The sequence below is a fragment of the Pyrobaculum organotrophum genome, assembly GCF_055384425.1.
This window is the reverse complement of record NZ_AP042430.1, coordinates 159947-182661: the sequence shown is the minus strand read 5'-3', so window position 1 is coordinate 182661 and position 22715 is coordinate 159947. Positions and strand designations below refer to the sequence as shown.

Below are 22715 nucleotides of genomic sequence, written 5' to 3'. Positions count from 1 at the left end.
CTGTCATGTTAGGCTATTTGCTCGTCGCCGTCGCGGCGGCGTTTGCATCTGCCGTATATCTGCCTATTCCGCCGTTTCCAACGTTCTACTACTTGCAATACGGCTTTGTATTTGCCGGCGTAATTCTGATAGCTAGAGAGTCGGGAGAGCGTATCGCCAAACTGTCGGCCGCCCTCTTCTTTGTGCTCCTCACAGCGTATACTATAATTATCCTAGAGCCGTTGTTTATCGCCGCCCACGTGGTCTTTTTCGTGGGGCTCACCGCCTACTTCGCCTGGCGCGAGAAGTCGATGCTCTTGGCCACCTCCGCCGCGCTGTATGCCGTCGCGGTCGCCACATACACAGCGCCTCTCTACATACCCGCGTCGCTCCTCGCCTGGTACGCCACGCGCCACATAACCTACTAGCTTTTTTCTTCGTAACTCACCTCTCTCAATGTACTGGGCAATAGTGGCGGTACTGTTGCTGATGGCTACGATCGCGGGCGTCACTATGTATGCCACCTCTGCCGTGATGCAACAGGCGCAACAGAACGTGGCGGAGTACGGCGCCAAGGAGATCGCCGCGGTGCAGAAGTGTGGAGATTTGACACTGAAGTACAAAGACGGAAAGCTCTATATCAAAGGTGAGGTGGTAGACGACAAGAAGGGGCATGATAAAGACGGCCATGAGGACGAATACGAGCTTGAAGACGGCGTGAAGTACAAGGTGGGGAGTTGTATAGTAGTTCCGCAAGGGGGACGCCTATACGTTTTGGTGAGTAAGTAACCCCCACTCTTTTTTTCTTCTGTATTCCCAAACTCATGGTCGAGATATACCTCGTATCGCTTCTAGCGGTTATTGCATATCTGGAGGAGACGCGCAAAGCCCGCTTCTGGCGGCGGATACGCCCGTCGAAACGGCCGTCTCGATAGGGGAGTTTCTAGCTTTTTTCCCTCCCGCGTCCATTTTCCCATGTTGTTTGCGTATCTAGAGAACCCCGTCGGCGAAGTAGTTGAATCGGCCGAGGTGTCTTTCCGCGCCCTCAAGACTGTTCTCGCCGTCGTTAAATTCGGCGACTCCTACATGCTCGCAGTCAAAGACGAGGTGCCTAGGGTAGACGTCGACATGGGTTGGCTCACGCGGGTGAGGGCGGCGGTGGAGTCAAAGCTAGTGCAAGAGGGCGAGTCGTTTACGTCAGACCGGGCGTTTGAACTGTGGAGCAAAGCGCTTCGCAAAAAATACGGCAAGAAGCTCGGCGAGGAGGCGGTGGGGGCGGTCGCGAGCGCAATTATGCGCTATCTCTACTTCTACGGCGCTCTGACGCCCCTCCTCACGCATTCCGCGTTTGACGCCCTCGGCATAACCGACGTCTACGTGACGGAGTCCACAGACGTCGTCCTCGTCGACAGCCACCGCTATGGAAAGATGGAGACGACGGTCGAGTTGAGTCCACAAGACAGGAAGACGCTCTCCATGAGGGTCTCGCGGAGGGTGGCGCCGCTCTCCCGTTGGTCGCCCACCGTCTCCCGCGCAGACTACGGTGAGCCGGGGGTCATGCTCACAGTCCGCGTGACGGCCGCAATCCCGCCCGTCGCCCCGCGCGAGACTCTCCACTTCCGCATACTCCCGCCCAGGCCGTGGATAGCGCCGCTCTTCATTGCGTACGGCGGCGCCACTCCCGAGCAACTCGCATTGTTGTGGCACTACTGGGAGCAACGCCGCCCCATCATGATCATCGGCCCTCCCGGGACGGGCAAGACGTCTCTAGCCGCCGCCATTGCGTCCACCACGCCGCCCTTCGACCCCCTCGCGATAGTCCAGTCGGTGCCGGAGGTCTTCCTCCCACAGGCTGCGTACACGTTCACGGAGGTGACGGCGTTTGGAGCGGGGATACAGCCGATAATGATGTCGCAACTATTGGAGCGTGCGTTACGTGTTGGCGTCCAACGGATTATAGTCAACGAGATCTTGGGGCCGGAGGACGCCCAGACGTGGGCCCGCGGCGCGCTGATCGGCCTCGGCATGATCACGACGATACACGCCGCCACTGTAGACGACCTCTACGCACGTCTCGAGGCTATGAACATAGCGCCGTCTCTCCTCGGGCATTTGAAGAAGCAAATGGTGGTGGCCAGGATGGCGATTCGGCGGGAGCCGGGGCGGACAGTGAGATATCTGGAGTCCATCTGGGAGCCACGCGACGGGGCATACGCCGCCGCAGAGCCGCCCCGCGATCCCGACTACTGGGACAAGGTGGAGCTTCTGCGGTACGCGTCAAAACAACCGGTATACCACGACCCCAGGGAGTGGGTATTATTATTGCGGGACTTCTATCTCAACCGGAAGCGGGCCATGGCCACGGTGTTGGCGCACGCGGAGTAGTATGTGGCGCGAGATAGTCTACTCGGCCCTCCTCATCCTCCGCTTCAGGACAGAGCCGGCGGTAAACGCTCTTGCAGAACTCCACAAAGAGTTCGGTGACAAGAAGTTGGCTAGGGTGAAGGTCGCAGTTGAGAGCGGCAACGTGCACAAGCTCAAGATGTCTCCCCTCGTTGCGACCGCCGCACAAGCGCATATGCTTGACCAACTGGGCTACGACCGGCGGGAGGGGACAGTTCTGTTGTTTGCATTGTTGAGGATGGTGCTTGAGATGGCGATGTCGAAGATCAGCAACCAGTTGAACATGGTGGTTTCTCTTGTCGCCACCGTGGCGCTTTTCGGCTCCCTATCCGCCGTGATGCTCGCGATGTTGGGCGGCGACCCCTCCGCCATGATCTACTCCTTTGCGATGTTGCCGGCCATGATCCTCTTCGTGAGGGAGCTCGTGCCGCCCATCACGACCTACCGCGCCCTCCCTTGGGTTGCGATTCCGCCGTTGGGGGCCCTCGCGGGGTACCTCCTCGCCGGCGTCAAAGGCGCCTTCTTGGGCTACGCCGCGGGGGCAGTCCCCGTCTTCGTGGCGTGGTATTTACAATACAGGCCGGCGGTGTGGGAAATAAACTCATTCGAGACCATGCTACAGTTGGTGCGGGAGGGCGGCGGCGGTTGGGGGGCATCGACGCTCGGCCGTCTCACAATGAAGGTGTTTGACATCGTACAGGAGAGCGGGGCGTTTGACCTAGAGCAACACGCCGTCAACGTCATGTCTCTACTCGTGTCGTTCCTCCGCGCCGTCCGCACAGACGCTCTGACTCGCGGCCTCGTGATGTTGGCCCTGTACTTCATGGGCGCCTACGCGACCCTCTACACCGCACACATGATGTCCACATTCGCCCCAGAGACGCCCGAGATACCGCAAGCCCCCGGCGCTCCGGAGATACCGCAACCGAAAATCGCCGTAGACATCGAGACGTTGAAGTTGCTGATGGCGTTCCTCGGCATCATGATCGGCTTCCTCGCAGGCGCCGTCATCGACTCGCCACTCCTCGGCGTTGCGGCGTCCGGCGTCGGCCCCCTAGTGCTCCTCGTGCCGATCTAACCCCCTCTTTTTCCCCTTTCAACTATTTCGACTCACCTGCCTGACAGCGACGACGTCAGGCAGGTGAACCGAGGGAGTAGAAAGAGCGCAACTAGCTTTTCAGACCACGGATAAACAGTTTACATGCCAAAGATCACATTGGGAGAGAAGGAAAAACCCGTTGAGCCGCCACAATTGCCATTCCAAGAGGAGGTTCTCCCGCCGCCACAACCGGAGCCCCGTCCCCAACCACAAGACTGGCTAAGCAATCTGTTGGAGACTCTAAAATCGGCGCCGCCGCCTGTAGTAGAGGCGATGAAGCGCGCAATTGCGTCCGACCAAGCCGTGAAAGACGCGATAAAACAACGCATTAAGGAGACGCACCCAGACATAGCGGCGCTCCTCGAGCTTGTATGTTCAAACGCTTGATCGAGACGATAAGAGTTTTCACCACAAGGGGAAAGTACGAACAGTTCAAGAGACAGCTTGAGAGGATAGACCCCTCTTCTCTCAAGGAGCGCAAGATACAACTTGACATTGAGAGGGAGGTGAAGCGACAGGCAAAGGAGCTCGCCAAGAAGTACGGTCTGCCGCCCGGCGTGGTCTACCGCGCGCTCCTCCGCTTGGGGCCGCAACTGGAGGACTTGTTGACAACCCTACAGCAGAGGGGTCTTTCGAAGAAGGACATAGTCACTGTGTTGGAGGCGGTTGGAGAGGGGGCGTCAGTCGAGCAAATCAAACTCTAGCTTTTTTCCCTGAGTTCTCCTCTTTGTCATGTTGGTAGTAACTTTCACATCTACGAAGGGAGGTGTGGGGAAGTCCACCATCCTCTCTAACGTGGCGTACCTCGTGTCGCAGAGGATGTCCACAATCGTAATTGACCTATCCCACTCAGACAAGACGACTACGCGTATTCTCGCAAGACCGTGTGTAAACACGCGGCCGGGCGCCGTCGAATACCTATATGGCATATCGGGAGACAACTCATTGGAGTTCTGTGGCAAGGGAGAGGGGGCGCACGTCGACCTCATACCGCCGGGCGAGGTTGTGGTTAAGAGAGAGGTGTCGTACTACGAGGTCGCCCGCCGCCTCATCCGCCTTGTGAACTACCTACTCGGCCGCTACTCTATCATCTTCATTGACACGCCCGCGCGGACGCTAGAGGACACGCCCCTCCTCCAGGCGGCGATGGCTGTCACCGACGTCGCCGTCCTCGTGACCGAGCCCACCGCCGCCTCCGTCGCCGCGCTACACGACCACTGGCGCACAATCACGCAACACGTAGAGCCGCCGCCGCTGTTGGCGATAATCCTCAACAAGGCAATAAAGAGTAGCGGCGAGTTGAGGGGATTGGTGAAAGGCGGCTTCTACGCCGAGGTGCCCCTGTCTGCAGACGTAATGGCGTTGGCGCAGACCGAAGGCGCCCCCTACGTCCACTACGTGCGAGACCGCCAGTGGCTCTCCGCAATACAACGTATTGCAGAGCAAATACTGGGGTTGGCCGTTAGGGTAAAACACGCCGAGCGCAGAGTAATCTAGCTTTTTTCTCGGAACACACCCTTTTGGCATGAACCCTGAGACAGTGATAAAGATATTGATAAGCCAAAATAGGGTCTATGAAGTCAGGGGCCCCTCGGGGGCCGGAAAGACGACGTTCCTCCGTGCCGTTGCTTATGTCAGTTATAAGTTGCAAATGCCATTCATTTACGTTGGGATTAAAGAACTTCCGTCTAGCAAAATCTACTTCAGATGGGAGTGGATTAGAGACCGGTTAGAAGAGGTCATTTCTCTTACGACTTCGGGATACCGTCCGGGGCTATCTATGCTTGCTAGCCGTGCCAGAGAGTTCGACAGTTTGGCTGACTATTTGTCATATTTGAACTCGCCGAAAATCGACGTATATCAGCGTGAGGTGGCACAATGGCTTGGTGAAAGAGTTCAACGCATTCCGATCGCGCGTGTCAAACAGTGGCCACAATATACGGCTATAAGGATCAGTGGAATTGATGGCGTTTTGCAATTTGGCGCATTGTTTGTGTCATTACCATTTATCGAACAATTGTTGCGCATAAGGCCGGTTTTGTTAATAGACGACATATCGCCGTTGATGGCGTCGGGGAATCGCGTCGCCTTTGAGGCCATATTGCAGACTATCCGCAGCTTTTCGCATTCAGCTTTTGTTGTCATTCATGACTACCCGCGAACAGAAGAGCTATTGCGGCCCGTCGTGTTGGCCCCCGCCTCAGGGGCGGGGGAGATGATCCACCGGCTCGTGAAGCGCAATAAATACGTCATTCTTGACAATAGCAACAAATACGAGATAAAGTTCGAAGACGTGTTGAAGCTCGCCAAGAGATTTGAAGAGATTCCGTTTGGCGACGTTGAGATAGATGAGGGGGTGCCCCCCACGGGGGCGCAACAAATTTATAAGGCGGTGCTATGTATAACGTGAAGTACTTGAGAAGGGTGAAGGATCCCGAGGTGGTCTTCATCCCTCGGACATCTCTCGAGGACTATTTCAAGAACTGTCTCGTCGTGGAGGGGAACAGGATTGCGGACATTTGCTCCCGAGCGGAGTGGGTCATCGTCGACAGCCCGCCCGGCAAGCCCCTGGGGACAGGCACCCCCGATGTCGCAACAAAAGAGGCGGCCAAGGCCGTAAAACAGGAGATTACAGAGGAGATAGTTAAGAAGATAGTAGACGCGGAATTGGCGTCGCGGCTCAACGAATTCGAGGTGAAGATACGGCAATTGCTAGGCGATTTTGAAACAAAGATACAAGACATGGTCAATCAGAATAAGGAGGACGTCAAAAGGGAAGTGTTTGAAGAGCTAAACAAGGAGCTAGATAAGAGATTTGAGACGTTTGCAATGAGAGTCGCGTTGTCGCTAAGTGAAATTGAAAAAAAGATGAAAGCGCAATTCGAATATTACGATACTGTAATAAGGATGCTGAAAGAAGCCATTGAAACACAGAAGAATGTGATGGCAAAAGAGGAAATTAAAAATATCGTAAAAGAGGAAATCAGAAACGAAGTCAGAAACATAGTAAAAGAGGAAGTTAGAAACGTCGTAAGAGAGGAGTTGGAAAACATCACTGAGAAAATCGCTGAGAAAATGGCCAAGAGAATGGAAGAAAATATCATGAAAAAACTGGAGGAGTTCGAGGAGTGGGTTAAGGATCAACTTCAACGTCATTAGTTTTTTCCTCTCTTTTCTGGCGTAAGTCGGTTTTCTACTTATGAACCGGGTTGTAAAAAAGGAGGGAAACCAAGTGCTCATTTGGGATTGTCTTTCAAAAGAGGGCGACCTTTTGAAGGGGAGAAACGGGATTGTCCTCGTTACGAAAAGCGTTTCAGAGATCCCAGAGGAGTATCTGCATGTTTCCGACATTAGTGAATTGCAATTACAAGTCAACCGCTATTGTAAAGGCACGATAGTCAACGGCGACGTTGAGATCGGCGAGTTCTTGGAGCCGGCTGAGTGGCCATCTGGACACTACGCCGTGACGCCGTCGGGGCCGTGGAGCATCTCCACAATTAATCCGCCCCACCTCTTCGTGGTGGGGCGGACAGGCAGTGGAAAAAGCCACGCCATAAAGAAGATCATACAGAATGAGTTGAACAATTATAACGTAATAATCTTCGACGTCCACGGCGAGTATGATTGTGATAGGAATTGTATAAACTTGAGTCCCCCCAAAATTCCGTTGCTCGATTTGCCATTGGCGAGTTTCCACTTGTTGCTTGGATTGCCATATAACGCCACGACACAAATTCGCTATCTAAGGTATTCTTTGAAGGTGGCGAAAGCGCTAGTAGAGAGACGTAATATGAGCCCACTTTCGGCGTTGATTGCCGTACTGGAGTATTTTGTCGATGGAGAGTGCAAGAAGACGTTGGATGATGTTGAAAGCTTAGATTGTGTTATACAAGAACTTGCATTTGATGTGCTCGGGAAGGGGAGGACGTTTAGGATAAAACGGCTCGCAGAAAACAGGGATAAAGAGAGCATTTATTCACTACTGAATAAGCTAGATCAGTTGGATCCAGAGTGGGTGATTGCAAACAACACATCGCTCAACGGTATAGTCAGGCTTGACTTCAGCGCATTTAGGACGGTGACGATGTTGGATGCATTAGTGGTGGTAATGATACAATACGTCCTAGAGCATCTGCTTCACCAGGACTCAGAAAAGCCGACGTACATCGTAATTGAGGAGTTCCACTCCCTAGTCGATGCGGCGAAGGACGAACGCGGAGATTCAATTCTGAGGAGGACTATAGTGAACATGTTACGCCAGGGTAGGAAGTTCAAGAGGTACCTCATTATCATATCACAGGAATTCGATGCCACCGTTGCCAACAATACGACGTTGATGATCGGCGCTATAGGCAACCCGCGCTACCTCAAGGAGATAGCAAAAGTGGTGCCATCGCTACCAGACGTCGAGTTGTTGACTTCGTTGCCTGTCGGCACGTTCATCATCGGAAACACGTTGGTGAGATTTACACCATGATTGCGGTTGATAGTGGTTTGAGACACTATACGTGTTACAGCTATTTACATGCCAAGCGTTTGCAACTCGGCGTCATAGTCTCGGTTGCGGTCGGCCGCGGGTTGGAGGTCTTACAATTCTATGACATTGTAGATAAGCAGACTTTACATGACTATATGACTATATTCGAGGAGACTCTAGTGTCTCGACATGCAAATGACATATGCGTCTTCGATGGTCTGCCTAAAAAGATCTGTAAGGGCAACATCGGCATTCAGAAGACCGGCGAACCGAGACGGTTGCCGTACTTCCAGTCCCGCCAATACGGCGCCTACATTGTTTATTACGATTTCGACGTTGACGAAACCATTACGGAGAGAGCAATAAAACTCAACGCATTGGCGCATAATTTGGCGTATAAGTACACGCGTGATCTAGCACGTGTATTGCTCCGCCAGTACAAATGTATTGTAGCGACTGGAGTCCACCCGGTCGTTGAGCAATAACCCTCTTTTTCCCCCTCGCTTTTCGCCCTCTTGGGGGCTTTGGGACGTGGAGTCCATTAGGCGTTGTTGGAAGATCGCCCTCTCTAGGTCTTTTATCCCGATTTGGGAGATTGGCGAGTTGGCGTTTTGTGAATACAAACTTGCTCTGTACTGGCGCTACGGCGACAGGCGGTGTTTCATAAGGAACCGCGGCAAGGAACTACACGTCTTAGCAGACGTCGGCGGCGGAGGCGGCGTAAATGAGGAAAACGCAGACGCAATCTTGAGACGCATCTTGGCGGAGTTTGAGCGCGGTGGGGAGACCTCTTTCCCACTCTGCTTCACCTACGGCGGATATGTGTTCTTGGGGCGGCCGGACGTCATTAGGGTATGGCACAAGAGGGTGGTCAGCATAGTCGAGGTGAAGACCAACACGGCGCCGACAGTACACCCAGACGAGAGGGCGCAACTGCTCGCATACGGCTACGCCCTCGAGCGGATGTACATCGCACTCCCGTCGACAGCCCTCTACCTCCTCAAGACAGACGACCCCACATGCTTACGCCGCGGCGGCCTCGCCGCATGCGTCCAAGCGGGCGCCCACCTCTACAGAGTGGAATACGACAGAGCCGCGGCGCTGAAGCTGATTAGGCGCTACGTCGAGTTGAGAGACGGAGGGCAACCGACACCCCGCCGCGGCTCCTGTGGTTCCTGTTGCTACCGTGACGTCTGTCCATACTTTTCGCCTTCTGAAAGAGTCAACACATGGCTTTCTCACAACAACAAAACGTCGTAGAAAAAGTCCGGAAATATCTAGAGACCGTTAGGGTTGCACACATGTACAAAATAGCGAAGGAGCTCGGCATAACCTACGGCGCGGCTCAATATGCCGTCGCTCGGTTAGAGCGGCAAGGGGTAGTAAAGAGTATGAAACTCGGCAATAAGCGTTACGTGTTCTACGGCAACATAGACCTAAGCGCCGTCGCAGTGGGCGATGTCATCAAAGAGTACTTCTCCCGCATTGACCCAAACACGCCGTTGTCACTGGTTAACGATGAAGTCGTGAAGGAGATTGCAGAACGATTGGGGCTATGCTAGACTTCATCCCAAACGCCGCCTTCCGCGCATATCTCTTCGCCGAGTTGCGGCGGTTGGGGATAGAGCCGGAGGAGATACTCACGTGCGACCAATTAGTATCGGCACTCAAGCAGAGACCACACATCGCCCGGCTAGTAGATTCCATCTGTCATAGTCCATTAAGTTGGTCTTAAACCCCCCATTTTTTCGTGAAAGAACTCAAAATCCTCGTAAACGCTCTAAGGCCAAGGTGCGACCTCTGCGGGAGGAGAGTGACGTATGAGACTCTGGGCTACATCAGGATACGCCGCGGTGTGATAGAGTTGACACTGTGTAAAGACTGCCTAAGAGACTACGCAGAATACGTGGTAGAAAAAATCGGGTTGTTATGAATAGTAGATAGGATATAACACTGAGGCACAACTACGGCAGACGTATAAACCGCGGTCATCGGGATAGACGCGGTGAGAGAAACAATAGGGGCATCTAATCTCATTGAGTTCTATCAGCCTTGTACTTATCCTTTCACTTCTTGCGTTCATGTGTACGGTTTCTTTCTGATTGGAAAAGCTAGGAGCGTATTGGGGTCTTTCCTCCGCTAGAAAAGCGTCCGGTGGAGTGAAAATCGACGTAGAGAAAGAGGGGTAGGAAAGAACCAACTTACGGCAAGCTATATGTCGTCTTCGTCCGCGAGACGGCGCATGTGGAGTCAAAGGCTGTGCACGCCACAGGAGGACATCGAGAGACGGACACGTTTTTAAGTTGGCATGTAGATTATATCGTGTGGATTGAGTTGAAACCTAAGGACGAGCGGTATGCCGTCCTCACGTACTACGAGGAGGAGGGAGAGTCCGTGGGGGACGTCGACATCCCACCGCAACTCTTGGTCGAGCTGACGCACCCGCTGAGGTGCTCCGTCTGTGGTCGTCGGCTCCACGACGACATCACATGTTGGGCCGTCCGCACCACGCCAGATCTTTCTCAAGTTTTAGACGCTCGCTGTTGTTTCCACCGTCCCCAGTTCCCCTAGCTTTTTTCCCTTGTCTCCCACATTTTCATGATTCTTGAAACCGCACTGGAGCTCCACAAATGGTACAACGTCATACTCACGAGGGAGAAGAAGCCGTTGGGGCACTGGGGGCACCACATCCGGTGGTCTGAGCGGCGCATCCGCCAACTCGCGGAGGAGGCCGACGGCGTCGCGGTCGTGGCTGGGCGTCTGCCAAACGGCAAGTGGCTCGTCATTGTCGACGTCGACGACCCGCGGCGTCTTGAGGACGTCCCCGTCGACGTCTCGCGCCTCCCGCGGTGGAGGACGGGGCCCCGGTGCCCAATACACCCAGACGCCCACTCTGGAATTCAATGTGACGGCACAATGTGTAGACACGAAAACCACGAGTTCCGTCTCGAAGACGCTCCGCGCGGCATCGCATTCGCATTTATCGTGGACTTCGACCCTGGAGAGGGTACACGCGGCATCGGAGTCGAGATAAAGACCAAGTCGTACCAACTGATACCGCCGTCTATCCATCCATCGGGGACGCGGTACGAGTGGGTCGAGAAGCTACCGCCGCCGGATCAACTGCCTACTTTAACCAGGGAGGAGTACGACAAGCTAGTGCTCTGGGCCCACGGCTACGTCATCCGTTCACTGAAGGTCGCAGACAGAGAGGTCGCTATAACAAACGTCCGCGCCAAGATCTGTAAGCACTACTACCAGATGGCTGATCCAGACGCAATGGTGCGGACTCTGTTGCCATACTACAGGAGGGGCCAGAGGAACAACGTGGTGTTTGTGCTCTCCTCCACGGCGGCGCGCTATTGCGTCTCAGTCTACGACGTGCTCTATGTAGTGGACAAGTTGGCCGCTGTCACAAACGACGAGGAGAGGAGACACAGGCTCTACGTCGCGTTGTGGTGTTATGGATTGGTTGGATCAGGGAATCCCAAGCTACCCTCCCTGTGGCGTGCGCTACATCTCTTGGGCCGCGACTTTGCCCTGGCGTTGATAAACGAATTCCAACGACAAATTGGGTTCAAGCCACTGTTACCACTGTCGCAAGCGCGGCGGTTCGAAGATGGGAACTGGATGCTAATATATGACCCAGAGAAAGACGTCGTCTCCCTTAGGAACGTCTTGAACAACAGGGTCATCGACGTCCTCCTAGAGATACCGCGCGTTGAAGACGGCTACGTTGTCGTGGGAGGGCAGAGATACCCGACAGACGACCTCGCCGAGATTGCGCAGAGGTTACTATCGAATCCATACGTAGTGGCAGAAGATACAAAGTACGTCCTACGGGCGTTGAAACTTTTGTTGACGGCGACAGTAGAGCCGAAAAGCTTATAAATTCACGTTTTTTAGAGAGACGACCCCCGCCCTCAGAAAATCACGAGATAGTAGAAACGTCAAGAAACGCGCGCGTAAGGGCTAACCGAAAAAATTGGGCGGGGGATTAATCACAAGATACCGCTCCTCCAATCTTTCTACTCCCTCGGTTCACCTGCCTGACAGCGTCGCCGTCAGGCAGGTGAGTCGAAAGAGTGGAAAGGGGGAAAAACTAAATTGGGCGTTTTATTACGTGTCTAACCTCCTTATCATTAACGACATGTATAAAGTAGACCCTAACGGTTTTGCCCTTTCTGACGACCTCTACCCCGCTAAACTCATTCCAACAGATGGGGCACAGTCGCAGTCTCTCGCGGCCGCCCTCGCCGAACAGCTTCCCATATGCGGCATAAGACGCCAAATGCACGTCGGAGCACGGCTCCTCCACCAAAACGTCGCCCTCGAGGCGGTAGCAAGCGCAATCTACAATTGCAATGTGGCGGACAAAGTCGACTAATATGTGGTCGCCCTTGACGTCTCTTAAGTGCATGTCTAGAATTTCACGTTCTGTTTTATGTCTTTTGTGGACAGGGAGATAGTGAGGTGGGCGACAACGTTGGGGTTCAGAGTGGAGCATATCAAAAACGCCCCGGAGTTTCACATAGCGCTTATACCAAAGACGCCGGGGCTAGTGGTGGAGGTGGGGCGGCCGGCGGATGGGGTCTACGTCATGGGCGCCGCCATAGCCGTAGACCAGAGACACCGCGAGATGCTCTTGTCAATGAAGCCGGAGGAGAGGAGGAGGTTTTTGCACGACCTCAAGATGTGGTTGTTGGTGGCAGGCGTCGACTTCTCCTTCTCGCCCGTCGACGCGGAAGTGCCCGAGGTAATCTTCGTGTCGCGCGTCATGCCAACAGAGGCGTTGGACTTCCGCCACTTCGTAGACACATACTACCGCGTCAGAAACGCCGGCATGATGGTGATTCTACACTTCGCCGAGCTCCTCCACACAAAACAAGCGACGACGCCGCTATACGCCTAGTATTTCGCCATCTGAAGAGATCGCCATATGAGCCTAGCTAAGCCCTGTCTGATGTGGTTCTCGTGTCCCGGCGACGGTGGAGATACCCTCGTGCTCTGGAAGGGGGAGACGCGTCACGTCAAAAAAGACGACCCAGTAGTTAAGCTGTACGGCGCCCTCGATACAGCGGTGACATATGCCCATAAGGCGGCGAACGTCCTCCAGAGGCCACAAGCGCGGATTATGAGACTTGTCGCATTCTCGCTTATGGAGCTCGGCTTCTACATAGCTACGGGGAAAGCGGAGTATCTAGACACGGCCATTGCTTTGTATAAACGCGCGCTTAAGCTAGTATATGCGGTCGCGCCGGACGAGCCGCTGAGGAGTTGGCTAGTTTGCGCATCTCCAGAATGTAGCGCAGTAGACGAGGCCAGGGTGTGGATTAGGTGGGCCGAGAGGAGAGCCGTAACACTTGGGGAGCAAGCAGTGGCCAAGCTCCTCAATCAGCTCTCCAACCTCGTCTTCGAAGTCATGAGAACACTCCCACACATAAAATACAGACATAGAGATATCTAACACTCACTTTTTTACCCCCTACGTGCGGTAAAACATGAGTCAACAAGTACAAGAACTAGTGCGAAAAGAGCTAGAAGAAGTTCTTAACTGGCTTCGTAGCGAGGGATATACACAGATTAGGGGTATTGACATTGTAAAGGTGGAAGACCTAAAGCTCCTGAAGAGGATGCCGATACTGAAACCAACAATGCCGTTGCCAAATTCTTTACTCGATTTAGCTAGGGCGACACGTGTTTCGCCATTTGTTGTTTTCATAATTCAAGACCCTAAGGAACAGTTTATGGTGCCAGAGCTTGTGTTGGGGCTACCAAATGATACTATTGTACCCGTTATTCAATTAGATGTCGACGTCAATACCTTCTTAAAAACCGCTGTAAAATACCTTGTTGACGTTTTAAAAATCGACCCTAGATATATAGAGGAGCGGTATATTGCAATGATTGAGGAACACTTGGAAAGGGCAAAAAAGGTGGAGAAAGAGGAAATAAAAGAAGAGAAGAAAGAGACGGAGAGGGAAGAGGAGGTAGAAGGAGAGACGGGCAAGGGAGAAGCGGAAAGGGAGGAAGTAGAAGAAGAGTTGAAAGAGGAGGTGGCAACAAAAGAGAGAGAAGAGAAAGTTGAAAAAACGCCAGAGGTTAAGATTGAGGAAAGAGTTGAGACGGCGCCGGAGATAGTCAAAACAACGGTAGAGAAGCCAGAAGTAGAAAAGACAATTGTTGACGACCAGATAATGAGGTTGATCAGCAAGTCTCCTGACATCTACGATGCCGTTGTCGTTATTGCGCAACTACCAGAATCGACGAGAAAAGAGCTTGTGGATAACTTGGCGCGCGGGCTAAGACCGATTTTTGTGCCGGCGAGAGACAACAAATTGCTCTTCGCCGTAAAGGAGATTGCGGAGAAACTGAATTCCAAGCCAAATTGGTATCGTTATTACAATGCAATACTCCAGATATTGCAATTAGACGAGCGGCAACTCGAACGTCTAGAATACGCGCTTCGCGCCTTGTAACTCCCTTTTTCCACAATATCTCCCTTTTTTCTGTGAAGCGCGCCCTCAAGCGTTGCTCTAGAGTCATCGCAGTCCTCACTCCCGTCGAGCTCGCGGCGGAGTACCGCAGACTCTACTTGGACTTGGCATCGCTCACGTACAAGTTGAAGTCGCCGTACCGCTACGTCCGCTCCCTGTCTCAGTTGGCCGACGTGGTCGTCGTGTTGGACTACTCCAACGAGCGGCAGAGGGCGGTCGCCGACAGGCGGTTGCAATGGATCCGCCAGTTGGGCGTCAGATACGTCCTCGCCACCGACAAGCCAGCGGAGATCCTCGCCGCCGAGCTCTCCGCCCGCGACCCCGGCTCCATCGCCGTGACCCGCGACTACGACGCCCTCGCCGTGGCGCCAAGAGTGGCCATGCCAGACGTCGCCGTCTTCAAGATCATAGAGCGGGACGACGGATGTATGCAGACTCTTCTCCTCAGAAGAAAAAGGGGGACATGAAAACGGCAATAATAGCGGCAATAGTGGCGGTAGCGCTAGTGTTTGCCATGCCGTACGGCCAGTTCGTGGGTAAGGGAGGAGAGATATGTACAATGTATATGCCAATCGACGGTGTGAACGGTAAGCAAAACTGGTGTGTATCCAAGACATACGAGGTAAGAAAGCCACTCCCAATACAACCGCCGGCATATCCACAACCACCACCTCGCATCGACCCACCTAGGTGGCCGAGACCAGAGCCGTTAACCAGAGCACTCAGAAGGTAACCCCTCTTTTTTTCTAGCTTTTCTCCCCGTCTCTCTTTCCTCTCATGTACCCCCAATACATCCGCTTCTCTCCAATCGGCGAGTACCTAAGACTTGTAATTCTCAAGAGACTCTCGAGGGGGCCCGCCAAGGTAGAGGAAATAAACGAATTGGCTAAGAGGGTTGTCCAGAATGTTGGTATAAAATACGACTGGAGTGTATGGCCGGAGCTCCTCAAGAGAGAAGTTGTTGTTAAAGACGGCGTAGTTGAAATAACACAATTCGGCAAATGGATTTTCAAACAGACAGGCGAGGAGGTGGCGGAGTATGTAAAGAAGACTCTTGGAGTAGAACCCTAGCTTTTTTCCACTCTCTTCCACAACTTTGTGTATCCTCCCCGACCGGTAATATCTCCACAACTACTGATCGCAATTGACAGAGTTACATACAGTATATACGGCTACTCCCTCGCGCGGCCATTGGCGTACATCTCTGCGCTCGGTCTCGACGCGTCCGACCCGTGCTACGCCGCCCTCGCCACGCCCGTGGAGAGGTGGCCGCTCTTGTTGTGGAGCGAGGATGTGCCGGAGAAGTGCGACCTCACGTATCCAGACCCCTACACCGCCTCGCTACTCTGCCTGTCGCGCGGCATCCCCACGAGACTCCGCCACTACGTCCTCTCAGACGAGACGCCGTTGAAGTGGGTACTGTGGTTTGCAACATACACCGGCGCCGAGTTGAAGGTGGAGAAGGTACAGACGCCGGCGCCCCACTCCGAGACTGTGCAATCAATAGAGCAGTTGGAGAGACTCAGGCAATGCACCAGGGAGCGCGTCTACGAGATATGCTCCTCTGTCAACGACTTGCTGACTATGACGTTCCCCGTGGGGCAAGCCGGGCCGTGCCACCGCATCCTGATGGCGTTGGGCCTCGTGGCCCAGAGCGGCCTCGTCCTCACGCCGACTGATAGACTTTTGTTACTACTGAGGGAATGAGGGCGTACAAGATCAACACAACTAGCGTAGAGGAGGCCGTCTCCGCCCTGCTGTCTCTCCACGAATTCGGCATCAATACGATACAAGGCGTTGTGTACGCCGAGGACGCACCGCCGAAAGTCCTAGTGCCGTGGAAGTCCGTGGTGCCGTCAAAGGCGTTGTGCAAACAGTTGGCGACGACGCACAAGAGGTTCGAGCGGCAGAGAGACGCCAGCGAGTTCTTGGGCGGCCTCGGCTATTCCGTCTATTGGTTCCGGGCTTTGGGCGTCTTGCGGCGTGGGCAAGAGTGGAACGTCGCCGCCAAGTGCGGTGGGCCACCGGCATTTGGGTGGCAGAGGGCCACCGTAGAGACCGTGCGGACTATCTTGGAGAGGCACTTCCGCGCCGCGCTCTGGCGCTACTGGCCGAGCGAGCTACCTACGCGTGGCCACACGTTGATATTCGGCCGAACCGGCGCCGGGAAGACCACACTGGTGAAGAAGATACTCCGCGGCTCCTACGGCTACGTCGTGATAGACCAGACAGGCGAGTACAGAGACTTGGGGGCGCCCGTGGTAAAGGGCGGCATTGACCTACGGAGCTTTACACAAGAGGAGTTGATCAAGATCTACCTCTGGGCCATCGCCGGCTCGCTCGCCGAGGAGGCCTCCATCTCTGCAGTGCAATACTCCATGCTGATGCAACTGCCCTTGTCAGACCTCTCCACAGCCCTCACAATGCTCCGCTCAATGAGGCCGGAGTTGTCGGCGGCAGTTCTAACGCAGAAGTTGGGCATGCTCTGCAAGTCGCTGAGAGAGTCGTACGATACAGTCCAGTGCGAGCCTTGGGATCAGCTGACCCGCCATGTTGACATTACGTCTGTCCCCGTCGTGATAGACGTCTCAGACGCCCCAAACGACTTCGTCAGAGCCCTTACGATATACGGCCTATTGTACAAAATTCTGCAAAGGAGGTGGGACGGCATCCACGTCGTCATCGACGAGTACCACAGAATTGCGCCCAAACGGGAGGGCGTGGAGGACGTAGTCGAGAGATTGATACGGGAAGGCCGCAAGATGGGCATTCACTTCGTCTTGGTGACGCAGTCGCCAAGAGACGTAAAACCGTCGCTACGCAACATCGTCCACAACGTCGTAACGCTACAGCTGTTCGGAGAGGATGCCGAGATCATGGCCAAGATGTTGAACGTCCCGCCCGAGGTAATATCGGCCCTCGGAACCGGCGAGTTCCTCGCCATCACGCCAAACGGCCCCCGCCGCTTCTAGCCCTCACTTTTCCACACTTAAGAAGACTCACATATGAACCTCAGAGAAGACCAGAAGAAGGTATTAGATGAGATTCTGAGTGCCATTCGTAAAGGGGAGACAAAAATTGCGTTGCAAGCCCCCATGGGTTGGGGCAAGTCTGTTGTTGCACTTCGCATTGCTTTGGAACTTGACGTCCCTACCGCCATACTCACTTCGCGTTTAGCTATTGTCGAAAAATTTATTGAAGAAGCAAAGAAATTCTCAATAAGAAGAAACATTATAGCAACTGCAGGCGCACGGGAGTTATGCACCCGCGGCTATAAGGTGCCATATAAGAAGTGTAACAAATGCGCTTTGAAAAGAGACTTTATTCCAAACCAATTTTATAGTCACTTGACTTGGAAGGAATTGAAGACGTTAGTACCAGAGGATGTCTGTCCATATTGGACACAACGCTTCATAGAGCGTAGTTACGATATTATTGTCGCACATTATGGACGTTGGCGTTCGCTACGTCGCTATGTTGCGTTTGTTATCGTTGATGAGGCGCATAATCTGTTTGTACCGCGGATTTCTAGTATTCCGTTATCTCAATTACAAGAGCTCCTTCAGAAATTCGGTGTAGAACGGATAGAGGATCTCAAAGAAGTAGAGATCGGGGAAGAGAATGAAGATGTAGAAGAGATATTGGAAAAGATCAAAGAATCTGAGATAATAATCGAAGATGGCGATGAGATTCTCGTTGTATCAAAATACGACCACGAGATAGACCGCCATGCCTTGTTCATGTCCGCCACGTTGCCATCTCAGTTGAAGTCGCAATCCTATATCGAGATAAGGCCGCAAGTAAAGGCAAAAGCATATATTGTTGAGGACATTGATACAAGTTATTACAACATTAGAGACTCACTTCCGCAAATTAGAGACACTGTTTTAGCCGTTTATCTGACGAAAAAACCGTTTGTCGTATTTGGAACTAGACGCGTTCTCAACTTCGTCCAAATTGGAGACCGTTTTGAGGCTTGGGGTAAATACAACGAAGGTGTAGATTTGCCACAGTACGACATCGCCGTTGTCTTCTGGCCTTCTCTACATATCGAGGTCAGACGATATTTGCGCAGTTATAGTATTGATCCCAATGAGGTTGAGCTAATTCGTGCCATTCAGTTATCGGGACGCATATTGCGCCCCACAGAGAGGATTAAGGAAAAGATTATCATATTTGCAGATAAGCGGTTTACGCAATACGTTGACGTGTTGAATTATCACTTTGACGTCGAGGTTGTTTCCTCCGAACAATTAGTAGATAAGATATAACCCTCTTTTTCCCCCTTTCTACTTTCGTAGTTAAAATCCTAAAGGAGTTGAAACATTCACCTGCCTGACAGCGGCGGTGTCAGGCAGGTGAGTCGAAAGAGTTGAAATAGGGGGCGCTCTAGCTTTTCGTAACTCGTTGTAGTGATGGGCATGAGACAGAAACACCTCTTCAACGGGGCAAAGCTCGGTTGGATGGTTATTCCTCAACACGCACCAGTCGTGTTGACAGAGCCCGTCCACTTGCCCCGGTGGGTCGCCTACATGTTCGGCATCCCACGCGCCATAGACCTAGTCGTCTCCGTAATACAGTACGCGCCACAACAATGTAAGAACGCCGTCGAGATAAAGACGGTCTACGGCCCGTATGCTGTCGCGTTGACTAGGACTTCCGTGGTGGCGGGCCCTGTGAACGGCATACCCGTCGCGCTCCAGATCTGCGCCACGCCGCCCGGCATTCCTGCAGACGCATCAATTCTGCTATACTTGGTAAATCCAGCGTTCTACGACTCGGCGGTGCAAGTGTTCAACACAAGGGCATACGTCGAGTCGCCGGCATACCGCCTGCCAGCTATGCGGATATTGTCAGAAAAATGGCCCGAGTTGAAGAAATACGAAGCCAGAGACAACACCATCAAGGTCGGCCCTGGCTACGACCTTGTGGATGTGTTACGGACGCCGGAGTTGCTCAAGGCGGTGGCGAGGTGGGCACAGGGGTACTTCACTCGGGAGATTGTGCAAATTTTGGTACAAGCGGAACTTGTCAAACAGATCCCGTTGAAGATCGTTGATGAACGTAAAGACGTCGAGGTTAGGATTATTGAGAGACACAGACCATCGGCCCTAGGCGTGAAGGCGCTCCTCGCGCTCGGCCACTTGTGGCCAGCGGAGCTACTACGTTGGGCGGAGGACTGGCAAGACGCCATATTACCGACAATACAGGCGATGTTCTGATGCCGGCCCTCTACGAGTTATTGCGGTTGCCAGAAGCCGACAGTGAGAGGCGGCGGTACGGCAAGGCGTTCGAATCCGCGGTGTATGTGCTTCTGCAGACGTGCGCAGAGGGCAAATGCAATCTGGCTGCGGCCGTGGACTGTTTCAAGCAAGAGTACGGCGAGAATGAGTACGTCTACGACAAGCTCCTCAAGTTGCTCCCTTGGGCATCTAGAGTGGCCAACGTGCAACGGGCGCCCACCGCGGTCATCTCCTTTACGGAGCCCATCTACGTCACTGCTGATTTCATAGTTGACTACAAGGATAAGCGAAAGGAAATTGTCGAACTCAAGAGCCATGTGTTGAGGAAAGACGAGTGGCGTATAGCGACGGAGTGGCGCTTCGCGGCGAGGGTGATGCGGCTCGCATACCGGCGCTCCGGCTACGACTACCCCGTGAGACTGATATACTTTACGCCGAATGATGTAGAGCACGAGGTCGTGGACAAGATAGACGAAAACCTCTTGCGCAAGGTCTTGGCGAGGAGGGTCTTGCTATGACTTGCACAAGGGCTACCATACTGAAATGTATCAAGAAGTTTGTAGAGGGAAACAGGGGGACGGCGACGTTCATAACCACCAAACGCATTAGGAAGCACTGTTGCGACGGAGGGAATATTGAAGACATACTCCAAGCCCTGGCGAGAGAGGGCATCCTAATTCTATTTAGAAACGGCCCCAACAAGATAATCTACATTGTGAACAAGGAAAGGTTGTGAGGAGGGTATACCTAGACATAGAAACATATACGCCGTCTAATGCGCTAGACGTGAGGCGGGTAGTCGCCATCGGCGTGAGAGAGGGCGGTGCTAACAGAATCTTCAACGCATGGGAAGACGAGAGGAGGGCGGTAGTTGAGTCAATGCTCTATGTCGCCGGCGCCACGGTCGTCGGCTACAACATCTTGTCCTACGACATCCCGGTGTTAATCCGCCGCGCACATGAGCTCGGCGTGGCAGATCTGCAGACGTTAATGCGCTTCTGGTACTCTCTCCACATTGTCGACCTGATGCAGATCGTCATGTGGCGGTTTGGAAGGAGGATGCGGCTTGAAGATGCGTTAAAGCAAGCCGGTTGCCAGGCGGAGCGCTTTGGGACGGGGGCAGACGTGAGACAGTGGGTAGAGGAGGGGAGGTACGACCTAGTCGCCAAACATCTGGAGAGCGACCTAGCCGCCACCGAGGCCCTCGACCGATGCTTGACTACGCAATCCAGATAGCCGCCCTCGTCGCCGCCGCATACCAAGACGCCCGCGAAAGGGCGGTTGATGCTTGGCTCATTGCGTTGATGTTCTTGCCGGCGCCCTACTGGATTCACACCTACCTCACTTCGCCCATCTACTGGGTCTCAGTCACGTTGGGCGTTCTGACGGCTACAGTGCTCTCCGCCGCCGGAGCGGGAGAGGGAGATGCGTTGACCGTTCTAGCCATTGCCTTCGCTCCGCACTTTGCGGTCTCCCCAACAACCGCGCTTATTGCACTTTTCCTGATCTGGACAGCCGGCCGGCTCAGGGGCAGGCAGTGGAGAGCGCCGTACATCACTTTCTACGCGTTCTCCTTCCTTTTCGCCCTCGCAATAACTCCAGGGATATGAACAACTACGAGACCGTGAAGAGGAAGGTGGAGGAGATCCTTTCCCTCAAATTCCGCTAACCCCTTTTTCCCCTCGCTTTCCTCCCCCTGCCCCCTCTGCGCATATGCCTGAAGACGGCGATTGGTCTCTCTAGAGACTTCACCGAGGTGAACCCGCTTTCCGCCGGCGGTCCGTGGGCCGCCGCGTGGGGCTAACGTCGTGATGGCCGCCTTTATACTCGTCTCGGGCGGCGCCGCATGCCTCAGCCGCGGACCTAAGCAGTAAAACTTAAAAAAAAGATTTCTGACTGTCATGAGGCTGGGTGTCTGGGCGTTGGCTATGTTGGCGGTGGCCGCGTCTGTCTTCGGCCAGGTGGACTACGCCATAAACTCCATGCTGGCGGCGTTTTCACTATTCGACATGCCGCTGGACTTGCAGTATAGATACGAGCTTTTCCACACGGCATACGCCACGCCGCAGGAAATCACAATTGTAGACAGCCCGTTGATACCCGGCCAAAACGTGACTCAGCTAGTGCAGATAGCGCTGAGCGTTAAACAAGCAGTGGCGCGGGGAGATGTGAAATACATCGTCAACAACACAGGCCTCTACGTCTACCAAAACGGCACCCTCGTCCTAGCCATAACAAACGCCACCGCCGCCGCCGACGGCGTCAGCTTCCAATTCGGCCAGTGGAGGTCTACCCAGGTGGATTCAAACACCTGGCTAAACACCACCACTTTGACAATGGCCGTAGGTGGGCATGTGGTGAACTACACAGTGCTCTACTACGTGAGGTATGTCAACGAGACCCACCGCCTCTATGTAATCACCCTCGCGGAGATGAGAGACGGGGGCTACGGGGTGGTCTTCACCTGGGCTAACTACTGGTTTAAGAACAAGACTGTCTACTTCGGAGACTGGGTTGTGGTGGAGAACGTCACGCTGTCTCAGTACTACGCCCTGCTGTCCACCGCCGTGGACAAACTAGCCAAGAAGTGGCAATCCTCAGACAAGCAGTACAAGCCACAGGCATACCCACAGATATCACAAGCACTAGCAGAGATATCCAGACTAACAGCAGGCACAGACATAGACAAGCCACTGAGAAAGGGATACGCACTAGTGACAGATTTACATCTGAAACTTGCAATTGCAGTGAGCGTTATAGTCGGAGTTGGTGAAGCTTATTTCGTCTATCGACAAACTGGAAACTGGGGTAGAGCCGCCGCATGTGGGTTATGGCACGGCGTGCATACGTTTTTCTCTATAGCTATCCCAAACCCCTATGTTAGCGCTTATTTCGGCTTAAGAGGATGGTTTATACCTCGTGTTATAGGGTTCTGTTAGAAAAAATAGTATATTTTTTGGTGCCTATTATTCTAATTTCAATTTTCGCTCATGGTGTCTTTACTGGTGAGTTTGATA

Annotated in this window: 33 protein-coding genes; 32 read left to right on the top strand and 1 reads right to left on the bottom strand. The window is 53.5% G+C overall.

What is annotated here, in order from left to right:
- The first annotated feature begins 5 nt into the window (after positions 1–5).
- From ACZ49R_RS01195 to ACZ49R_RS01115, 17 genes are all read left to right on the top strand, one after another.
- Positions 6–407, top strand: coding sequence for a hypothetical protein (locus ACZ49R_RS01195; protein ID WP_464733386.1), 402 nt, complete (start codon positions 6–8; stop codon positions 405–407).
- A gap of 28 nt (positions 408–435) precedes the next feature.
- Positions 436–768 carry a hypothetical protein gene (locus tag ACZ49R_RS01190; RefSeq protein ID WP_464733385.1) on the top strand — a complete coding sequence of 111 codons (333 nt, stop codon included), beginning with the start codon at positions 436–438 and terminating at the stop codon, positions 766–768.
- A 186-nt stretch (positions 769–954) separates the two neighbouring features.
- Complete coding sequence (locus ACZ49R_RS01185; protein ID WP_464733384.1) at positions 955–2364, top strand: ATPase, T2SS/T4P/T4SS family; 1410 nt, start codon at positions 955–957, stop codon at positions 2362–2364.
- A gap of 1 nt (position 2365) precedes the next feature.
- Entirely contained in the window at positions 2366–3460 is a 1095-nt protein-coding gene (locus ACZ49R_RS01180) for a hypothetical protein (protein ID WP_464733383.1), read from the top strand.
- Positions 3461–3583: 123 nt separating this feature from the next.
- Complete coding sequence (locus ACZ49R_RS01175) at positions 3584–3868, top strand: hypothetical protein (protein ID WP_464733382.1); 285 nt, start codon at positions 3584–3586, stop codon at positions 3866–3868.
- Complete coding sequence (locus ACZ49R_RS01170; RefSeq protein ID WP_464733381.1) at positions 3853–4185, top strand: hypothetical protein; 333 nt, start codon at positions 3853–3855, stop codon at positions 4183–4185. The genes ACZ49R_RS01175 and ACZ49R_RS01170 overlap by 16 nt, the downstream gene beginning before the upstream one ends.
- A 28-nt stretch (positions 4186–4213) precedes the next feature.
- Positions 4214–4978 (top strand): AAA family ATPase, encoded by a 765-nt coding sequence (locus ACZ49R_RS01165; RefSeq protein ID WP_464733380.1) that lies wholly within the window; start codon positions 4214–4216, stop codon positions 4976–4978.
- 28 nt (positions 4979–5006) lie between these two features.
- A complete protein-coding gene (locus ACZ49R_RS01160) occupies positions 5007–5891 on the top strand; it encodes an ATP-binding protein (protein WP_464733379.1) in 885 nt (294 codons plus the stop codon).
- Positions 5888–6640: a hypothetical protein gene (locus ACZ49R_RS01155; protein WP_464733378.1), complete on the top strand. Its 753-nt coding sequence runs from the start codon at positions 5888–5890 to the stop codon at positions 6638–6640. Before ACZ49R_RS01160 ends, ACZ49R_RS01155 begins: the two co-directional genes overlap by 4 nt.
- A 40-nt stretch (positions 6641–6680) precedes the next feature.
- Positions 6681–7958 carry an ATP-binding protein gene (locus tag ACZ49R_RS01150; protein WP_464733377.1) on the top strand — a complete coding sequence of 426 codons (1278 nt, stop codon included), beginning with the start codon at positions 6681–6683 and terminating at the stop codon, positions 7956–7958.
- Positions 7955–8443 (top strand): hypothetical protein, encoded by a 489-nt coding sequence (locus ACZ49R_RS01145; protein ID WP_464733376.1) that lies wholly within the window; start codon positions 7955–7957, stop codon positions 8441–8443. Before ACZ49R_RS01150 ends, ACZ49R_RS01145 begins: the two co-directional genes overlap by 4 nt.
- A gap of 46 nt (positions 8444–8489) precedes the next feature.
- Positions 8490–9218 carry a CRISPR-associated protein Cas4 gene (locus ACZ49R_RS01140; protein WP_464733375.1) on the top strand — a complete coding sequence of 243 codons (729 nt, stop codon included), beginning with the start codon at positions 8490–8492 and terminating at the stop codon, positions 9216–9218.
- The gene (locus ACZ49R_RS01135) at positions 9188–9520 is read left to right on the top strand and encodes a hypothetical protein (RefSeq protein ID WP_464733374.1); all 333 of its coding nucleotides are present in this window, start codon (positions 9188–9190) and stop codon (positions 9518–9520) included. Before ACZ49R_RS01140 ends, ACZ49R_RS01135 begins: the two co-directional genes overlap by 31 nt.
- On the top strand, positions 9514–9693 hold the full coding sequence (locus ACZ49R_RS01130) for a hypothetical protein (protein ID WP_464733373.1): 180 nt from the start codon (positions 9514–9516) through the stop codon (positions 9691–9693). Before ACZ49R_RS01135 ends, ACZ49R_RS01130 begins: the two co-directional genes overlap by 7 nt.
- 15 nt (positions 9694–9708) lie before the next feature.
- Positions 9709–9891, top strand: a complete 183-nt coding sequence (locus ACZ49R_RS01125; RefSeq protein WP_464733372.1) for a hypothetical protein — start codon at positions 9709–9711, stop codon at positions 9889–9891.
- 389 nt (positions 9892–10280) lie between these two features.
- Complete coding sequence (locus ACZ49R_RS01120) at positions 10281–10529, top strand: hypothetical protein (protein ID WP_464733371.1); 249 nt, start codon at positions 10281–10283, stop codon at positions 10527–10529.
- A 27-nt stretch (positions 10530–10556) separates the two neighbouring features.
- Positions 10557–11849, top strand: a complete 1293-nt coding sequence (locus ACZ49R_RS01115; protein WP_464733370.1) for a bifunctional DNA primase/polymerase — start codon at positions 10557–10559, stop codon at positions 11847–11849.
- Between the two features lie 211 nt (positions 11850–12060).
- Here the strand turns inward: ACZ49R_RS01115 and ACZ49R_RS01110 are convergent, their stop codons facing one another.
- Positions 12061–12378 (bottom strand): hypothetical protein, encoded by a 318-nt coding sequence (locus ACZ49R_RS01110; protein ID WP_464733369.1) that lies wholly within the window; start codon positions 12376–12378, stop codon positions 12061–12063.
- Between the two features lie 24 nt (positions 12379–12402).
- Between ACZ49R_RS01110 and ACZ49R_RS01105 the strand changes: the two genes are divergently transcribed.
- From ACZ49R_RS01105 to ACZ49R_RS01035, 15 genes are all read left to right on the top strand, one after another.
- Entirely contained in the window at positions 12403–12870 is a 468-nt protein-coding gene (locus ACZ49R_RS01105; protein WP_464733368.1) for a DUF2299 domain-containing protein, read from the top strand.
- A 27-nt stretch (positions 12871–12897) separates the two neighbouring features.
- Positions 12898–13425 (top strand): ATP:cob(I)alamin adenosyltransferase, encoded by a 528-nt coding sequence (locus tag ACZ49R_RS01100; RefSeq protein ID WP_464733367.1) that lies wholly within the window; start codon positions 12898–12900, stop codon positions 13423–13425.
- Positions 13426–13459: 34 nt separating this feature from the next.
- A complete protein-coding gene (locus tag ACZ49R_RS01095; RefSeq protein WP_464733366.1) occupies positions 13460–14437 on the top strand; it encodes a hypothetical protein in 978 nt (325 codons plus the stop codon).
- A gap of 116 nt (positions 14438–14553) precedes the next feature.
- Positions 14554–14922: a hypothetical protein gene (locus tag ACZ49R_RS01090; RefSeq protein ID WP_464733365.1), complete on the top strand. Its 369-nt coding sequence runs from the start codon at positions 14554–14556 to the stop codon at positions 14920–14922.
- Positions 14919–15188 carry a hypothetical protein gene (locus ACZ49R_RS01085; RefSeq protein ID WP_464733364.1) on the top strand — a complete coding sequence of 90 codons (270 nt, stop codon included), beginning with the start codon at positions 14919–14921 and terminating at the stop codon, positions 15186–15188. The genes ACZ49R_RS01090 and ACZ49R_RS01085 overlap by 4 nt, the downstream gene beginning before the upstream one ends.
- 44 nt (positions 15189–15232) lie before the next feature.
- The gene (locus ACZ49R_RS01080) at positions 15233–15526 is read left to right on the top strand and encodes a hypothetical protein (protein WP_464733363.1); all 294 of its coding nucleotides are present in this window, start codon (positions 15233–15235) and stop codon (positions 15524–15526) included.
- 27 nt (positions 15527–15553) lie between these two features.
- Positions 15554–16162 carry a hypothetical protein gene (locus ACZ49R_RS01075; protein ID WP_464733362.1) on the top strand — a complete coding sequence of 203 codons (609 nt, stop codon included), beginning with the start codon at positions 15554–15556 and terminating at the stop codon, positions 16160–16162.
- A 353-nt stretch (positions 16163–16515) separates the two neighbouring features.
- Positions 16516–17427, top strand: coding sequence for an ATP-binding protein (locus tag ACZ49R_RS01070; RefSeq protein WP_464733361.1), 912 nt, complete (start codon positions 16516–16518; stop codon positions 17425–17427).
- A 33-nt stretch (positions 17428–17460) separates the two neighbouring features.
- Positions 17461–18726: a DEAD/DEAH box helicase family protein gene (locus tag ACZ49R_RS01065; RefSeq protein WP_464733360.1), complete on the top strand. Its 1266-nt coding sequence runs from the start codon at positions 17461–17463 to the stop codon at positions 18724–18726.
- A 144-nt stretch (positions 18727–18870) separates the two neighbouring features.
- Positions 18871–19677 carry a hypothetical protein gene (locus ACZ49R_RS01060; protein ID WP_464733359.1) on the top strand — a complete coding sequence of 269 codons (807 nt, stop codon included), beginning with the start codon at positions 18871–18873 and terminating at the stop codon, positions 19675–19677.
- The gene (locus ACZ49R_RS01055; protein WP_464733358.1) at positions 19677–20216 is read left to right on the top strand and encodes a hypothetical protein; all 540 of its coding nucleotides are present in this window, start codon (positions 19677–19679) and stop codon (positions 20214–20216) included. The genes ACZ49R_RS01060 and ACZ49R_RS01055 overlap by 1 nt, the downstream gene beginning before the upstream one ends.
- Complete coding sequence (locus ACZ49R_RS01050) at positions 20213–20434, top strand: hypothetical protein (RefSeq protein ID WP_464733357.1); 222 nt, start codon at positions 20213–20215, stop codon at positions 20432–20434. The genes ACZ49R_RS01055 and ACZ49R_RS01050 overlap by 4 nt, the downstream gene beginning before the upstream one ends.
- Positions 20431–20934, top strand: coding sequence for a ribonuclease H-like domain-containing protein (locus ACZ49R_RS01045; RefSeq protein WP_464733356.1), 504 nt, complete (start codon positions 20431–20433; stop codon positions 20932–20934). The genes ACZ49R_RS01050 and ACZ49R_RS01045 overlap by 4 nt, the downstream gene beginning before the upstream one ends.
- A complete protein-coding gene (locus ACZ49R_RS01040) occupies positions 20910–21308 on the top strand; it encodes a hypothetical protein (protein WP_464733355.1) in 399 nt (132 codons plus the stop codon). The genes ACZ49R_RS01045 and ACZ49R_RS01040 overlap by 25 nt, the downstream gene beginning before the upstream one ends.
- Before the next feature lie 291 nt (positions 21309–21599).
- Positions 21600–22637: a hypothetical protein gene (locus ACZ49R_RS01035; protein ID WP_464733354.1), complete on the top strand. Its 1038-nt coding sequence runs from the start codon at positions 21600–21602 to the stop codon at positions 22635–22637.
- Positions 22638–22715 lie beyond the last annotated feature (78 nt).

Coding starts and splice junctions, on each gene's coding strand:
- ACZ49R_RS01145 (WP_464733376.1), top strand. CDS start 7,955: ATGATTGCGGTTGATAGTGGTTTGAGACACTATACGTGTTACAGCTAT.
- ACZ49R_RS01180 (WP_464733383.1), top strand. CDS start 2,366: ATGTGGCGCGAGATAGTCTACTCGGCCCTCCTCATCCTCCGCTTCAGG.
- ACZ49R_RS01055 (WP_464733358.1), top strand. CDS start 19,677: ATGCCGGCCCTCTACGAGTTATTGCGGTTGCCAGAAGCCGACAGTGAG.
- ACZ49R_RS01165 (WP_464733380.1), top strand. CDS start 4,214: ATGTTGGTAGTAACTTTCACATCTACGAAGGGAGGTGTGGGGAAGTCC.
- ACZ49R_RS01185 (WP_464733384.1), top strand. CDS start 955: ATGTTGTTTGCGTATCTAGAGAACCCCGTCGGCGAAGTAGTTGAATCG.
- ACZ49R_RS01040 (WP_464733355.1), top strand. CDS start 20,910: ATGCTTGACTACGCAATCCAGATAGCCGCCCTCGTCGCCGCCGCATAC.
- ACZ49R_RS01065 (WP_464733360.1), top strand. CDS start 17,461: ATGAACCTCAGAGAAGACCAGAAGAAGGTATTAGATGAGATTCTGAGT.
- ACZ49R_RS01195 (WP_464733386.1), top strand. CDS start 6: ATGTTAGGCTATTTGCTCGTCGCCGTCGCGGCGGCGTTTGCATCTGCC.
- ACZ49R_RS01115 (WP_464733370.1), top strand. CDS start 10,557: ATGATTCTTGAAACCGCACTGGAGCTCCACAAATGGTACAACGTCATA.
- ACZ49R_RS01080 (WP_464733363.1), top strand. CDS start 15,233: ATGTACCCCCAATACATCCGCTTCTCTCCAATCGGCGAGTACCTAAGA.
- ACZ49R_RS01085 (WP_464733364.1), top strand. CDS start 14,919: ATGAAAACGGCAATAATAGCGGCAATAGTGGCGGTAGCGCTAGTGTTT.
- ACZ49R_RS01150 (WP_464733377.1), top strand. CDS start 6,681: ATGAACCGGGTTGTAAAAAAGGAGGGAAACCAAGTGCTCATTTGGGAT.
- ACZ49R_RS01170 (WP_464733381.1), top strand. CDS start 3,853: ATGTTCAAACGCTTGATCGAGACGATAAGAGTTTTCACCACAAGGGGA.
- ACZ49R_RS01160 (WP_464733379.1), top strand. CDS start 5,007: ATGAACCCTGAGACAGTGATAAAGATATTGATAAGCCAAAATAGGGTC.
- ACZ49R_RS01060 (WP_464733359.1), top strand. CDS start 18,871: ATGGGCATGAGACAGAAACACCTCTTCAACGGGGCAAAGCTCGGTTGG.
- ACZ49R_RS01110 (WP_464733369.1), bottom strand. CDS start 12,378: ATGCACTTAAGAGACGTCAAGGGCGACCACATATTAGTCGACTTTGTC.
- ACZ49R_RS01100 (WP_464733367.1), top strand. CDS start 12,898: ATGAGCCTAGCTAAGCCCTGTCTGATGTGGTTCTCGTGTCCCGGCGAC.
- ACZ49R_RS01050 (WP_464733357.1), top strand. CDS start 20,213: ATGACTTGCACAAGGGCTACCATACTGAAATGTATCAAGAAGTTTGTA.
- ACZ49R_RS01190 (WP_464733385.1), top strand. CDS start 436: ATGTACTGGGCAATAGTGGCGGTACTGTTGCTGATGGCTACGATCGCG.
- ACZ49R_RS01035 (WP_464733354.1), top strand. CDS start 21,600: ATGAGGCTGGGTGTCTGGGCGTTGGCTATGTTGGCGGTGGCCGCGTCT.
- ACZ49R_RS01175 (WP_464733382.1), top strand. CDS start 3,584: ATGCCAAAGATCACATTGGGAGAGAAGGAAAAACCCGTTGAGCCGCCA.
- ACZ49R_RS01130 (WP_464733373.1), top strand. CDS start 9,514: ATGCTAGACTTCATCCCAAACGCCGCCTTCCGCGCATATCTCTTCGCC.
- ACZ49R_RS01135 (WP_464733374.1), top strand. CDS start 9,188: ATGGCTTTCTCACAACAACAAAACGTCGTAGAAAAAGTCCGGAAATAT.
- ACZ49R_RS01105 (WP_464733368.1), top strand. CDS start 12,403: ATGTCTTTTGTGGACAGGGAGATAGTGAGGTGGGCGACAACGTTGGGG.
- ACZ49R_RS01095 (WP_464733366.1), top strand. CDS start 13,460: ATGAGTCAACAAGTACAAGAACTAGTGCGAAAAGAGCTAGAAGAAGTT.